Below are 14,800 nucleotides of genomic sequence, written 5' to 3' on the forward strand. Positions count from 1 at the left end.
CGTATGGCGAACCATAAACACGGGGGTATCGCGATGCACTGGCGGATATGCCTGCTCATTCCATGGCTGGCGGTCGCGTTTCCGGCCTGGGCCGGGACGCCCGCCCTACCTTCGGCGCGGCCTTTGGAAAAAAACCGCGCCCGGCCCCTGGACGTGGACGAAGCCATCGACCTCGCCTTCGCGCAAAACCCCGACCTCGCCGCCGCCGCCGCCAGGATCGGCGAGGCCGAGGCGCGGGTGGTGGAAGCCGAAGCCGCCTTCTACCCCAAGGTCACGGCGCGGATGGACTACGCGTACTCCAACAATCCGGCCCTGGCCTTTTCCAGCATCGTGGCCCAGCGCCGCTTCAATTTCGGCATGAACATCAACCAACCGGGCTGGGTCTCGAACTTCCGGCCCGAAGTGGTGGGTGCCATGAACCTGTACCGGGGCGGCCAGGACGCCGCGCTCAAGAAAGCCGCCGAACTGGGCGTCGAAGCCGCCGAACTGGAACGCTCGGCCCTCAGGAACCGCTTGGCGGCGGCGGTGACGGCGGCCTATTACGCCGTACTATCCGCGCCCAAACAAGCGGAAGTGGCGCATCGTTCGGTCGAGACCGTCGCCAAGGCGCTCGAACACACCCGCGCCCGCGTGGCCGAGGGCATGGCGCTCAAGGCCGATGTGCTGTCGCTGGAAGTCCGGGCCACCGAAGCCTACGAATCCGAACTCAAGGCCAAGAACGCCATGGAACTCTCGCGTTCGGCCCTGAAAACCCTGTTGGGTTCGGGCGAGATGCCGGAATTCCGCGAAATCGACCCAGGGCTTCCCCACCCCGAACCCAACTTCGGGAAACTGCTGGACGAAGCCTTGAACCAACGCCCCGAAATGCAAGCGGCGGCGCGGCAAGTGCAAATCCGCGAGCAGGAATTGGAAGCCGCCCAGGGTGCCCACCGGCCCCGCGTCGATGCCTACGCTTCCTATGGCCAAAACAGCCGTTCCCCCGGCGATTTCACCTTCAACAACGACAACGGCAGCATCGGCCTGAGCGCCGAGGTGGACGTGTTCTCGGGCGGGGCGGTCGCGGCACGGATACAGGCGGCGGAACGGCGGATCGTGGAAGCCCAGGCGATACAGGAACGCACCCGCCTGGAAATCGAAGACGAACTGCGCCAAGCCCACCTCACCCTGAACGAAACCCTGCAACGCCTGAAAGTGGCCGAAGCCGGGGCCGATTCCGCCGAAGAAGCCCTGCGTCTGGTGCATGAGCAATACCAAGGCGGCACCGCCACCGTGACCCGTTATCTGGAAGCCGAAACCGACCACGCCAACGCGGCCTTGCGGGCCATCCTCGCCCGCTATGAAACCAGGGTGGCGGAAGCGCAACTGCGGCGGGCGCTGGGACACTGGCGCTAACCGCCGCGCGGCGTGTGGGGAAATGGCCCCGGCTTCCCCGATCCCCCCGGTCGCCAACACCGGCGGCTCTGGGGAGGCGACGACAAAAACCTATAACAACAACCCAGAAAAACCTACGGGAAAACAACCATGGCTAATTTTTCCGACTACATGATCCAGCACATCCTTTATATCAAGGGCGTGGAGAAAAGCATCAAGCACAACACGGTCTTCGCCCACAAAAAACCCACCGAGTGCGCCTTCGGAAAAATGTTTTACCAAGATATAAAACCCAATATCGATGGATATTCTGAAGCCAAGCGCGATTTGATCGAAGCCATGGAGCAAATCCATATCAAATTCCACGATTCCGCCCAGCATATCCATCCCGAAGACCCCAACATGGAACAATCCAAACAGGATGCTTGGTATTACTCGTCCCGGCTCATCAATATGCTCGACAAACTGGAAAAAATGAAGGACTGAAGCCCCAAGCCACAGGACCGCGCAAAGTCAATACGCGCCTTTTCATACCACCGAGGAGCAACCCCATGCATACCCAGCCGCTTTCGGACATCCTGTCCCAGCTCAATACCGCCGCCTCCGATATCGCCGCCTCGGCGATAGTCTCGGAGGATGGCTCGGCGATCACCCTGGCCGGCACCCCGCCCCTGGATTTCGACCATGATGAAATCAGCGCCTTCAGCGCAGCTTTGTTCCACCTGGGGCACCGGGCGATGGAGCGCTTCGTCGGGGGGGATTTCGAGCGGATCATGGTGAAAAGCCGGTCGGGTTATTTGCTGGCCGTCCCCGCTTCCCAGGATTTGATACTCACCGCGCTGGCCAAGCCTGGGGCCGCGCTAGAGCCGGTGTTCGCCGAGATGGGCCGGGCGGTCCACCGGATACACGCGGCCGGCACCGCCTGAACCCGGATCGCGCCCCAAGTCCGGCGGGTGGGCATCTCCCCATGCCCACCGCTTCCGGGCCATCCCGGTGGGCACGCAATACGCGCCCACCCTACGGCAATGTGAACACGCCCTGGCACGACATGGGAAACCGCAAAAACCGAGCATGGCTGGATGAAAGGCAAATTCCAACTCATCGAGCGCACCGGGGATATCCTGGTCGATATCTTCCATTACACGGCGCTATTCGGCATCGGCGCGACCATCGTTTGGTCCGGCGTGCATGATTATCTCAAGATGATGGCCGCCGGGCACGCCACTTTGGAAGATATCCTCCTGCTGTTCATCTATCTGGAATTGGGCGCGATGGTCGGGATTTATTTCAAAACCCGCCGCCTGCCGGTGCAATTCCTGATTTATATCGCCATCACCGCCTTATCCCGGCATTTGGTGATCGATGTGCAAAAGGTTTCCGATAATTTCCATATCTACCTGCTGTTGAGCATCACCGGGGCTATCGCGATGCTGAGCGCCGCCGTGTTCATACTTTCGTATACCGGCAAGCGATATGGCTGCCCGGAAGACGAACCGGCCCCGCGCCGAGCGCCCGGCCCCCTGGAAAGTCCGCACGGAATCCCGGACTGCCGCGATGCTTATCCACAGGACACTATTCACAAGGCACCGCCATGACCCACGCCACTTCCGAATCTTCTGGATTGAAACCCTTGTACGCCGGGCTATCCGTGGCCGGTTTGATCTTCCTGCTCATGTGGATGCAGGGCGGGTTCGAGGACAAGGTGCCGCCCGGCCTAAGCGCCGCCCATGCCGACACCAGCGCCGCCATCGGTCCCACCGCCCAGGTCACGCGCCGGGTCGAGGACGAGGTGTTCGCCTGGCCCGGCACGGTCAGCGCCAAGACCGTGGCCCAGGTCGCGCCCAAGCTGCCGGGCCGCATCCTGGAAATCACGGTCAGGACCGGCGACAAGGTGAAGCGCGGCCAAGTGCTGGCCCGGCTCGACGATAGCGAAATCCAAGCCCGGCTGGGACAGGCCCGCGCCGCCCTGACCGCCGCCGAGGCCGAAGCCGGACGCGCCCGCACCGATGCCCAGCGCCTGCAAAGCCTATACGCCAAGGAAGCCGCGACCCGGCAGGATTTGGACGCGGCCCAGGCGGCGGCCAAGGCCGGCGAAGCCCGCGTGGTCGCGGCCCGCGACGCCATCCGCGAGACCGAATCGCGCCTCGGGGAAACCGTGTTGAAAGCGCCGTTCGATGGCGCGGTGGTCAAACGCGACCAGGAACCGGGCGACATGGCCCTGCCCGGCGGTTCGGTGCTGACCTTGCAGCAATCGCGGCAACTCCGCATCGAGAGCGCCATCCCGGCCAACTGCGCCGGGTTGGTGAAACCCGGCGCGGAACTCAAGGCCAAGATCGCCAATCCAGAGGGCGAATTCCGGGCGGTGGTCGATGAAATCCAACCCTCCGCCGATCCCAAGACCCGCACCGTGCTGGTGAAAGCGCGGTTGCCGGAAGATTCCGGCGTGCAACCGGGCGCGTTCGGTTGGCTTTACCAAACCTGCGGCCAGAACGAGGTGCTGCTGGTACCGGATACCGCCGTGAGCCGCATCGGCCAGTTGGAGAGCGTGCGCCTGGTGGTGGACGGCCAAGCCCGGTTGCGCCATGTCCGCACCGGCAAGCATTACGACGGCCAGGTGGAAATCCTCTCGGGACTCAAGGAAGGCGACACCGTGCAACTCACCGGAGGACAGCCATGAGCCGGGCACATCACGCCGAACGCAGCCTGACCACCCGCATCGTCGAAGTCTTCGTCACCTCCAAGCTGTCCTTGCTGCTGCTGTTGGCTTCGTTCATCGCCGGGGCCGCCGCCCTGATGCTGACGCCGCGCGAGGAGGAGCCGCAAATCGTGGTGCCGGTGGCCGATGTGATGATTTCGGTGCCGGGCGCTTCCGCCGAGGAGGTGGAAAAGCTGGTTTCGACCCCGCTGGAATCGATGTTGCGGGAAGTCGATGGCGTGGAATACGTCTATTCCGCCTCGCGCGAGAACGAAGCCTTGGTCACGGTGCGCTTCTACGTGGGCGAGGACCGCGAGGACAGCCTGGTCAAGGTTTGGAACAAGCTGATGTCCAACCAGGACCGCATCCCGCCCGTGGTCGCGAACTGGACCGTGAAGCCGGTGGAAATCGACGATGTGCCCATCGTCACGCTGACGCTGTCCTCGCCGGAAGCGGCCTATGACGGCGCGGCCCTCAGGCGCTTGGCCGACGAGATGAAGGACAAGCTGGCGCGGGTGGACGACACCGGGAAGATCACCGTGGTCGGCGGCGAACCGCGCCAAGTCCTGGTCTATCCCGACGCCGCCAAGCTGGCCGCGCACGACGTCGCCCTGCTCGACCTGCTGCGGGCCTTGAAAGCCGCCAATGTGAACATCGCGGCGGGCCGCTTCGAGCAGGGCAACCGCTCGGTGCGACTGGAAGCCGGTCCCTTGTTCGTGAGCGCCGAGGAAGTGGCCGCGACCCCCATCGCCGGGCAGGAGGGCAAGTTGGTCTATCTGCGCGACGTGGCCCGGATCGAGGACGGCCCCGGCGAGGCCGAGAATTACACCCGCATCGGTTTCGGCCCGGCGGCGGCGGAAAGCCGCGCCATCGTCCCGGAAGCCACCGCCAAACCCGGCGAGGAACGCCCAGCCGTCACCCTCGCCATCGCCAAGCGCAAGGGCGCGAACGCCGTCGCCGTGGCCGAACAGACGGTCGAAACCGCGCGGAGCCTCTACGGCACCCTGATCCCCGAGGACGTGACCGTCACCCTCACCCGCAACCAAGGCGAAACCTCCAACCACAAGGTCAACGAGCTGGTGAAGCATCTGTTCATCGCCATCGTCACCATCATCGTGCTGCTGGCCTTCGCGCTGGGGCCGAAAGAGGCGTTCATCGTCGCCCTGGCCGTGCCGATGACCTTGGGCCTGACCTTGCTGTGCGATTTGGTCTTCGGCTACACCATCAACCGCGTGACCTTGTTCGCCTTGATCCTGTCGCTGGGGCTGTTGGTCGACGACCCCATCGTGGACGTGGAAAACATCTTCCGCCATTTCAAGCTCAAGAGCGGTCCCGACGCCCTCGAAGCCACCCTCATGGCCGTGGACGAAGTGCGGCCCCCGACCATCTTCGCCACCTTCACCGTGATCGTGTCGTTCCTGCCGATGTTCTTCATCACCGGCATGATGGGACCGTACATGGGACCGATGGCGTTCAACGTGCCGGTGGCGATGTTGGTGTCGTTGCTGGTGGCGTTCACGGTGACGCCCTGGGCCAGCTATTACCTGCTCAAGAGCGAATACGGCACCGGGGAACACGCTTTCGATCTCAAAAGCACCGGGCTTTACCGCTTCTACGACCGCACCCTGGGCGCGATGCTGAACGCGCCCGGCAAAGCCAAGCTGTTCCTGTGGGTGGTATTCATCGCCTTCGTGGCCTCGGCCATGCTGGCGGTGGTGCGGATCGTGCCCTTGAAACTGCTGCCCTTCGACAACAAGAACGAACTGCAAATCGTCATCGACCTGCCGCGGGGTTCGACCTTGGAAGATACCGACGCCACCGCCCGCGACCTCGGGGCTTATCTCGCCCGCGTCAACGAAGTCACCGATTTCGAGACCTATGTCGGCGAAGCCTCGCCCATGGATTTCAACGGCATGGTGCGGCATTACTACCTGCGCAAGGAACCGCACCAGGGCGAAATCCGCATCAACCTCCTGCCCCAGCACAGCCGCGAGCAGCAATCGCACGAGATCGCCCTGCGCATCCGCCCAGATATCGAACGCATCGCCCAAGCCCACGGCGCACGCCTGAAAATCGTCGAAACCCCGCCCGGCCCGCCAGTGCTTTCGACCTTCGTGGCCGAGGTCTACGGCCCCTTGGACCGCGACTACGCCGAACTGGCCCACGTCACCGAACGGGTGCGGGAAGACGTGGCGGGGCTGTCGGGGATCGTCGATGTCGATGACTACGTGGACGAGCCGCAAACGGTGGTGCATTACCGGCTGGACCGCGAACAAGCCGCGCTGCACGGCGTCACCGTGGCCGAGGTGGCGGAGACGCTCCGCGCCGCGCTGGAAGGCGTCGCCATCGGCACCGTGCATGCGCCGAGCGAACGCCAGCCCTTGGAAATCACCCTGCGGATGCCCCGCGCCGAACGCTCGCGCATCGCCGACCTGGGCACGCTGCGGGTCAAGGGGCTGGATGGTTCGCTGATTCCGCTGGGCGAAATCGGCGCGGCGGTCGAGGAACCCGCCGATCTCACGATCTACCACAAGAACCTCAAGCGCCTGAACTACGTCACCGCCGAATTGGCCGGGAACGAGCCGGTGGAAGCGGTGCTGGACTGGGGCAAGGTGCTGGAGAAAAAACCGCTGCCGGAAGGCTATACGGTGGACTTGGCGGGCGAAGGCGAATGGAAGATCACGGTCGATGTGTTCCGCGATTTGGGGCTGGCCTTTGGCGGAGCCTTGCTGATGATCTACGTGTTGCTGGTGGCGCAGACGGGTTCCCTGGGGCTGCCACTCATCATTATGGTGGCGATTCCCTTGACCGTCATCGGCATCATGCCGGGCTTCACCCTCTTGAATATGCTGTTCGCCGAACCCGTGGCCGGTTTCGGGAATCCGATCCTGTTCACCGCCACCGCCATGATCGGCATGATCGCCCTGGCCGGGATCGTGGTGCGCAATTCGATCATCCTGATCGACTTCATCGGCAAGCTCCGGGAGGCGGGCGCGACTTTGAACGAAGCCTTGATCGAAGCCGGAGCGACGAGGATGCGGCCCATCTTCCTGACCGCCGGGGCGGCGATGTTCGGCTCCTTCGTCATCACCCTGGACCCCATCTTCTCCGGGCTGGCCTGGAGCTTCATCTTCGGCATCTTCGCGTCCACGGCGTTTTCGCTGTACGTGGTGCCGGTGGTGTATTTCCTGATTAACCGGAAGGCTTAAGGCCGGAACAGCGAACCGGAATCCGGGCCCACCGACACGGTCGCCCCGGATTCCACACCCTCAATTACACCCCTGGTTATACCGCCCCTTCACGCAAGTCTTCCCGCTGGGCGCACGGTAGACGCCCATGCCGTTCTTGGTCTTGGCCTCGGCCCCGGTGCTGCTCTCGTAGGTCCGCACGCCGTTGGCATTCACCTCCGATTTGCGGGCGACGCCGGTGTTGGGGTTGTAGCTGGCGGACTCGTCGCCGTTGCCGCACACGACCTTGCCCGTCGCGGTGCGGGCGCAACCGGCGTGGACGTTCGAGGCGATCAGGGCCAGGGCGAGGATGAATAGGGCTTTCATGGCAAAACTCCCTTGATGATTCGCAAGTGATGGACGCAACGATCCACATCGCCACAGGGCGGACAACGCCCCCGGGATGGCCCGCCATCGTAAGCCATATCGGAACCGCCCGCCACGGATCCCGAGACCGACCAGGGCGCGGGAAACCGGACTCCGCATGGAACCCCCGCCATTTTTCCATGTACCATACCGCCTCCCTGCCCCACTGATGACGCTCCGAAACATCCATGAAAGCCCCCATCAGCCGCCGTGACTTCCTCCGCGACACCACCCTCCTGGCCCTGGCCGGACTCGTGCCCGGCCCGGTCCGTACCGCCCTCGCGGCCCCGAGCGCCGCCCTGCGCCTGGGCCTGGCCTTGGTTTTCTCCTATGAAACCCTGACCGAACGCGCCAAGGCGCTGGCGAAAAAACCCTACACCCCGCCGCCCCGGCCCCTGCCCCAGGTGGTCCAGCACATCGACTACGAAGCCTGGGGCCAAATCCGCTACCGCACCGAATCCGCCCTGTTCGCCGAGGGGCCGGGCTTGTATCCCGCCACCTTCTTCCATGTCGGCCAGTTCTTCCAGAAGTCGGTGAAAATCCACGTCCTGGAAAACGGCCAGGCGCGGGAAATCCTCTACAACAACGATTATTTCTCCATGCCCAAGGACAGCATCGCCCACAAGCTGTCCGACAAGACCGGCTTCGCCGGTTTCCGTCTGCAGGAATCCCGCAACCGCGAGGACTGGCGCACCCAGGATTGGATCGCCTTCCTGGGCGCGTCCTATTTCCGGGCGATAGGCGCTTTGAACCAATACGGGCTCTCGGCCCGCGGCATCATCGTCGACGCCGCCGAACCCAAGCCGGAGGAATTCCCCGATTTCACCGAATTCTTCATCGAGGAAACCGACAACGAAGGCGATCCGGTCCATGTCTACGCCCTGCTCGACGGTCCCAGCCTGACCGGGGCCTATCATTTCGCGATCAAGCGCACCGAGGGCGTGGTACAGGATATCGAGGCCCAGTTGTTCCTACGCAAGGACATCGGGCGGCTCGGCTTCGCCCCCTTGACCTCGATGTATTGGTTCAGCGAGACCGAGAAGCGCCGCCTGGAAGACTGGCGGCCCGAGGTCCACGATTCCGACGGCCTCGCCATCTGGACCGGCGGCGGCGAACGGCTGTGGCGGCCCCTGGTCAACCAGCCCTATCCGGTCACTTCCAGCTTCGTGGACAAGAGCCCCAAGGGTTTCGGCCTGTTACAGCGCGACCGGGTGTTCGAGAATTATCTGGATGGGGTGAACTACGAGCGGCGGCCCAGCCTGTGGGTGGAGCCGTTGGAGGATTGGGGCGCGGGCGCGGTGCAATTGGTGGAACTGCCCACCGACGACGAAATCCACGACAACATCGTGGCCTATTGGCGCCCCGCCGAACCGGCCAAGGCGGGCAACACCTACCGGCTGCGCTACCGGCTGCACTGGTTGGCCGACGAACCCTATCCGGCGGCGGTGGCGCGGTGCGTGGCGACCCGGATCGGCCGCGGCGGACAACCCGGCAAACCCCGGCCCAAGGGCGTGTACAAATTCAGCGTGGAATTCGCGGGCGCGGCGCTCGATCCCCTGTGGGGCGATACGGTGAAGGCCGAACCCATCATCTCCACGTCCAGCGGCACCGTCGGCGGTGCCTTCATGGAACCGATTCCCGGCACCAAGCGCTGGCGGGCCATCTTCGACCTGACCCCGCAGGGCAGCGAACCCGTGGAACTCAGGCTGTATATCCGGGGCAATGGCGACGCCCTGACCGAGACTTGGCTGTACCAGTTCCGGCCTCCCGCCGGAGGCTGAGCCCGCCCCCGCCATGCCTTCATAGCCATTCCACCCGCACCCGCTCCACCCCGGCCCAGACCTGCACGCGCACGGACCGCCCCCGGCGGTGCAGCGTGTAGCCTTCGCCCAGCGGACATTCCCGCGTGGTTTCCAGCAGGATCACCGCGTCGGGCTGGAGGCAACGGAATTCGATGGCCTTGTCCTCCCAACCCACCACTTCGGCGGTGGCGTAGCGGATGCGGACTTCGCCCAGGTCCAGGTTCACCGGCAGCATCAGTCCTTCCCGGCCCGGCAGGCGCAATTCGCGGCCCCCGAGCAAGCGGCGGCCATCGCGGAACAGGCGGAACCCCTTTTCGTGGCCATCGAGGTTGAGGACGTGGACGAAGGCTTCGCCCGCCGCGTTCGCCATCGAGGTCATGAACACGCCGCCGGGCGGGCCGTCGTGGCGCAAGCCGGCGGTCGCGCCCAGCCGTTCCAAGGCCGTTTGGAACAGCCCGACATCGCAAGGATAGGCCGTCGCGATCACCACCGCCCGGCCCAGCCCGACCTGGGCCTCGAACGCCGCCACCTCGCCGCCGCCATGCAGGCGCAACAAGGGTTCCGCCGCCCCCGGCGCGAACACCTGGGCGAAATGGGTGCGGACCTCGGGGCGCGGCGCGGCCCAGCCCTCGGCGCAGAGCGAGAGATAATGGCGCTCGCCGGACTGCCGGGTACCCAAGGGTTCCACGCCCAGCGCCCCGGCCAGGACCGCGCAGGGCCGGCCCTCCATGTCGTATAGCGGCACCTCGCCATACAGCAGCAAGCCGCCGCCCGCCTCCAGCCAATCCACCAGCTTGCCCTGCACGGCCCCGTCCATATAGCGGGCGGAAGGCAGGGCCAACACCGGCACGGTCACGGGGTCGAGGGGCCGGTTCTGCACATCGACCGCCCCGAACCGATAGCCCGCCAGCAGCATCGCCCGCGCCAGGCTTTCCCAAGCGCCATAGGCGCGGTTGGCCTGCAAGTTGGTGGCGATGTCGCGCATGATGGCGCTCTTGGGATATTGGGCCTCGGTCATGAAGTAGTCCGGGATGAAGCCATAGGCCAGGCCGTCGCGCTCCTCGTCCATGTCGGCCAGCTTGTCGGCCAGGGTCGCCACCGTCTGGATGACGCGGGCCATGCGCGGATAGGTGTAGCTGAGGCTGCCGTCGGCCTTGACCGGCGCGGCCACGCCATGCAGTTCGCCGGTGATAGCGATGCGGTCGTCGCCGTCGCCGGGCGGCGGGTCCAGCCGGTAATTGGTGCCGCCCGCGAACAGGTAATAGTTCAGCAGCCGGTTGCCCTGGGCGATGCACATCCGGGTTTTCAAATCCACGGCGGAAGGATCGTAGCGGTTGCCCTGCATCTGGCCGTAATCGCCGTCGCCGCACTCGAATTCCAGCGAACACAAGGGCTGGTCGCGGGTCTGGGTGGCTTCCTGCAGGGCATTGCACAGGTACAAATCCTGGAAGTTGTCCGGCGTGAGGTTGCCGAGATAAAGATCGGTGCCGGGCAGATAGCCCGATGCCTGGGTATAGGCTTCGTACAACTGGCTGATGCCGATGGGATAGGTGAAACCGCGCCCGCCGCCGGTGCCGTGGACATTGACCAGGAACGGAATCCCCTTGACGCCCTCGGCCTCGGCATAACCGCGCAGGGTGGCGAGATAACGGGCATAGCGCCCGCGCTGGTAATGACCCAGGTCGCGCATGAACTGGGCGGCGTAGGCTTCGCCGGGGGAACGGAGGGCGGCGGCGCGGGTGGCGGGATCGCCCAGGTCGAAGGGATAGCGCCCGCGCAAGGCATCCGGCTCGTAGCACCGGGCCAGCCAGGCGGCGAAATCGGCCAGGGTATGCTCGGTCAACTCGGGGACGTTGCTGCACCAGGACAACATCCCGACTTCGTTATCCAATTGCAGGGCGATGACATTGCCGCCCCTGGAGCCCAGCCGCGGCACCAGCACCACCAACACCGCCGCGTACCAATCCCGCACCGCGGCCAGGAAATGGGGGGCCAGCACATCGACCGTGCGGGTGGTGGCGGGCTGGCCGTCCCAGCCCACGGGGACGATTTCGGGATGCTTGTCATAGAGCCAATAGGGCAGCCCCTCGTTCTTCATCTCGGCCATGACGAAGGGGCCGGGCCGGGCGATGAAGTTCAAGCCGTTGTCGCGGCACAGGTCGATATAGGCGGCAAGGTCGAGTTCGGGCCGGGTCCAGCCCGAAAGATCGATCCGGCCCTCGGTCGGTTCGTGGCACAGCCAGGGGATATAGGACGCCACGGTATCGCATCCGGCCCGCTTGAGCTGGTCGAGCCGGTCCTGCCACGCCGTGCGCGGCAGGCGGAAGTAATGGATTTCCCCGCACAGGAGCAGGCGCGGACGGCCGGCGATGAAGATGCGGCGATGGCGGAGGTCGATCATGGAACACCTCTGGGGGAGGAGGGATGGGGCGGGATACGCAACACCAGACCTTGGTTCGGGGCCAGCACCAGCGGCGTCAACAACGCCGCGCCCTGGAGGTCCAGGCCAGTGGCGAGCAATATACACCCCTCCCCGGCCAGGAAACCGAGATCGAGGCGGCGGCTTTCGCTCCCCAGGTTGAGCGCGATCAACAGCCGGTCGTCGGCCAGCGCGCGGGTATAGGCCAAGACCTCCGCCACCCCGGCCGGCACTTCGCGGTAATCGCCCAGCAGCAAGGCCGGGGTGGCCTGGCGCAGCGCGGTCAAGGCCCGGAAGAAATTGAGGTCGGAAGCGGGGTCGCCGTCCTGGGTCCGCACATTGCGGACGGCGCAATCATCGCCCAGCGGCAGCCAAGGCTCTGCGGCGGCGGGCGCGAAACCGGCGTTCGGGCCATCGTCCCAGGGTAGCGGCGTGCGCTGCGGGTCGCGGCCCATGAGCGCGGCGACCTCGGGCTGGTTGACGGCCTGGGGGTCGCGGATTTTTTCCGGCGGGATGCGGCCATTCTCCATGCCGATCTCGTCGCCGTAATAACAGGTCGGCGTGCCGCGCAGGGTCAGCAACAGCATCTGCGCCACCCGCGCCTGCGCCCGGCCCACCCGGTTCACCAAGCGGGGCTGGTCGTGGTTGCCCAAGACCCAGTTCGGCCACGCGCCGGGCGGCAGCGAAGCCTCGTACTCGGCGATGGCCCGCCGCAGCACGTCGGCCCGCCACGGCAGATAGATCAGGCCGAAATTCACCGGCAAATGGCATTCGTCCAGGTTCTGGCCGTAATAGGGCATGAGTTCGGGCGGGGCGAGGCTGATTTCGCCCACCATCACCCGTTCGCCGTAGCGGTCGAACAAGGCCCGGAATTCGCGGATGATGGCGTGGACCTCGGGCTGGTCGGCGGTGTGGATATGGCGCAAGCGGCCATGGGGATTGACGCCGTCCCAATCGGGATTAACGGGTTCGTCGCGCAGCAGCGCATCCTTGATCAGCAGCCAGATCACATCGACCCGGAAGCCATCGACGCCGCGTTCCAGCCAGAACGCCGCGCAATCGAGCATGGCCCGCAACACCTGGGGGTTGCGGTAATTCAGTTCGGGCTGGCTTTGATCGAACTGGTGCAGGTAGTACTGGCCGGTGGCGGGATCGAAGGTCCAGGCCGGGCCGCCGAAGAAGCTGATCCAATTATTGGGCGGGCCGCCATCCGGGGCCGGGTCGCGCCAGAGATACCAATCGCGCTTGGGATTGCCGCGGCCGGCCCGGCTTTCCAAAAACCAGGGATGCCGGTCCGAGGTGTGGTTGGGCACCAGGTCCAGGATCAATCTCAGGCCGCGGGCGTGGACCCCGGCCAGCAGCGCGTCGAAATCGGCCAGGGTGCCGAACAAGGGATCGACGCCGGTGTAATCGGCCACGTCGTAGCCGAAATCGCGCATCGGCGAGGGGAAGATCGGCGACAGCCACAGGCAGCCGACCTTGAGGCTTTCGAGATAATCCAAACCTTGCAAGATGCCGCGCAAATCGCCCACCCCGTCGCCATCGCCGTCGCGGAACGAGCGGGGGTAGATATGGTAGAGGATGCTGGTCTGCCACCAGGGCGGCGGCGCGGGCCTGGCCTGGAAAGGTTGCGGGGAAACCGCCATGGGGATGCTCCGGCAAAATGGACGAAACCCCGCCGGGGCGGCCCGCCCCGGCGCGGAGGATTACGGGAGGCCCGGCGATCCAGCCACCCTGTTATGCGCACGATCCGGCGTTACAGCGTCACCCAATCCCGTATTTTGATTATCCTTTTGAAAACAAAAGGATACATTTCAACCCCGGCGCTGACACCGCGTGCTTTCCCGAACAATAAGGCCATATAACGCATAACATTGCGTTATTTCACACAATCTAGAAATATCGGTGCCATCCCCACATTGGAAAAGCCAACAAGCGCCGTGTCCATAGAAATTGGCACCGATCATGCTTAGCAGTGGATTGGATCGCCCGTCCCGGCGGGCATCGACCCGGAAAAACCCTATAAAAACAAACCCATCGCCCGAACCCCATGGATTTTGGGGATTCCGGCGGTGTCTAGGCGCAAGACCCTCAAGAGAGGCTACATGATGAATCCGAAATCGCTCAAGACCCTGGCCATCGGCTCGCTGACCACCGTGCTGGGCCTCGCGGCGCACCCCGCCGCCGCCCACACCACGATCCGCGACGCCGCCACCGAAGGCGTCACGGCGTACAACGCCCTGCAAATCGGGCATACCTGCGAACTCGAGAGCGGCAAAAAAATCCCGGTCATCGCCCAGAGCGTGGTGTTCCCCACCGCCAGCCCCACCGTGACCCAGGTGCTGGTGACCGACGCCACCACCACCCCGGTCACGACCCAATCCACCGCGACCACGCTGGACGCCGAAATCACCGACTCCTTGGGATTGGCCGCCAAGGCCAGCCTGGTCCAGGATAGGAACATCTTCAAGAAGCAGAACCTGACCCTCGACGGTAACGGCAATGTGATCGGCTTCTACGCCACCAACGGCAACCTGCAAACCGATCTGCGCGGCCTGGTGCCGTTCCGCTTCACCCCCATCAGCTTCAAATCCACTTCCTGCGCCAAGCGGATGCTGGTCAAGGTCGCGGTGGCCGATATCTGCAAGAAGACCTTCCCGCCCAAGGCCGGCACGGCCAACCTGTGGATTCCCGCCACCACCGCCAAATTCACGGACGCCAACATCGATGGCATCGGCTCCCCGGCCACCCTGACCATCAACCGGGATTTGACCAAGAACCCCCTGCCCGAGGGCTGCCCGGTGAACGCCAACGCCGACGGCACCACCACCCCCGGCTACGATGTCGTGGTCACGCCCAGCGCCCAGGACGTGGACGACCACCTGCCGTTCAAGGGCTGGCGTTGATCCAGGGCCGGGGC

General features: G+C 64.8%; 11 protein-coding genes. 8 read left to right on the top strand and 3 right to left on the bottom strand.

What is annotated here, in order from left to right:
- Window positions 1–3: 3 nt before the first annotated feature.
- The 6 genes from K5658_RS17475 (at window position 4) to K5658_RS17500 (ending at window position 7,275) form a co-directional block, all read left to right on the top strand.
- Window positions 4–1,392, top strand: coding sequence for a TolC family protein (locus tag K5658_RS17475; RefSeq protein ID WP_246628481.1), 1,389 nt, complete (start codon window positions 4–6; stop codon window positions 1,390–1,392).
- 129 nt (window positions 1,393–1,521) lie between these two features.
- Window positions 1,522–1,857, top strand: a complete 336-nt coding sequence (locus tag K5658_RS17480) for a CZB domain-containing protein (RefSeq protein ID WP_221064373.1) — start codon at window positions 1,522–1,524, stop codon at window positions 1,855–1,857.
- Window positions 1,858–1,922: 65 nt separating this feature from the next.
- Window positions 1,923–2,297 (top strand): roadblock/LC7 domain-containing protein, encoded by a 375-nt coding sequence (locus K5658_RS17485; protein ID WP_221064374.1) that lies wholly within the window; start codon window positions 1,923–1,925, stop codon window positions 2,295–2,297.
- A 153-nt stretch (window positions 2,298–2,450) separates the two neighbouring features.
- Window positions 2,451–2,966 (top strand): phosphate-starvation-inducible protein PsiE, encoded by a 516-nt coding sequence (locus tag K5658_RS17490; RefSeq protein ID WP_221064375.1) that lies wholly within the window; start codon window positions 2,451–2,453, stop codon window positions 2,964–2,966.
- On the top strand, window positions 2,963–4,048 hold the full coding sequence (locus K5658_RS17495; protein WP_221064376.1) for an efflux RND transporter periplasmic adaptor subunit: 1,086 nt from the start codon (window positions 2,963–2,965) through the stop codon (window positions 4,046–4,048). Before K5658_RS17490 ends, K5658_RS17495 begins: the two co-directional genes overlap by 4 nt.
- On the top strand, window positions 4,045–7,275 hold the full coding sequence (locus tag K5658_RS17500) for an efflux RND transporter permease subunit (protein WP_221064377.1): 3,231 nt from the start codon (window positions 4,045–4,047) through the stop codon (window positions 7,273–7,275). Before K5658_RS17495 ends, K5658_RS17500 begins: the two co-directional genes overlap by 4 nt.
- A 60-nt stretch (window positions 7,276–7,335) precedes the next feature.
- Here the strand turns inward: K5658_RS17500 and K5658_RS17505 are convergent, their stop codons facing one another.
- A complete protein-coding gene (locus K5658_RS17505) occupies window positions 7,336–7,620 on the bottom strand; it encodes a hypothetical protein (protein WP_221064378.1) in 285 nt (94 codons plus the stop codon).
- Between the two features lie 227 nt (window positions 7,621–7,847).
- Between K5658_RS17505 and K5658_RS17510 the strand changes: the two genes are divergently transcribed.
- Window positions 7,848–9,440, top strand: a complete 1,593-nt coding sequence (locus tag K5658_RS17510) for an OpgD/OpgG family glucan biosynthesis protein (RefSeq protein WP_221064379.1) — start codon at window positions 7,848–7,850, stop codon at window positions 9,438–9,440.
- Window positions 9,441–9,459: 19 nt separating this feature from the next.
- On the opposite strand, the gene K5658_RS17515 is transcribed toward K5658_RS17510, so the two are convergent.
- Window positions 9,460–11,862, bottom strand: coding sequence for a beta-galactosidase (locus K5658_RS17515; RefSeq protein WP_221064380.1), 2,403 nt, complete (start codon window positions 11,860–11,862; stop codon window positions 9,460–9,462).
- On the bottom strand, window positions 11,859–13,526 hold the full coding sequence (locus K5658_RS17520) for an alpha-amylase family glycosyl hydrolase (RefSeq protein ID WP_221064381.1): 1,668 nt from the start codon (window positions 13,524–13,526) through the stop codon (window positions 11,859–11,861). The genes K5658_RS17515 and K5658_RS17520 overlap by 4 nt, the downstream gene beginning before the upstream one ends.
- Before the next feature lie 459 nt (window positions 13,527–13,985).
- On the opposite strand from K5658_RS17520, the gene K5658_RS17525 reads away from it, so the two are divergent.
- A complete protein-coding gene (locus K5658_RS17525) occupies window positions 13,986–14,786 on the top strand; it encodes a hypothetical protein (protein WP_221064382.1) in 801 nt (266 codons plus the stop codon).
- Window positions 14,787–14,800 lie beyond the last annotated feature (14 nt).

Source organism: Methylomagnum ishizawai (assembly GCF_019670005.1).
In the GTDB taxonomy this organism is placed as follows: Bacteria; Pseudomonadota; Gammaproteobacteria; order Methylococcales; family Methylococcaceae; genus Methylomagnum; species Methylomagnum ishizawai.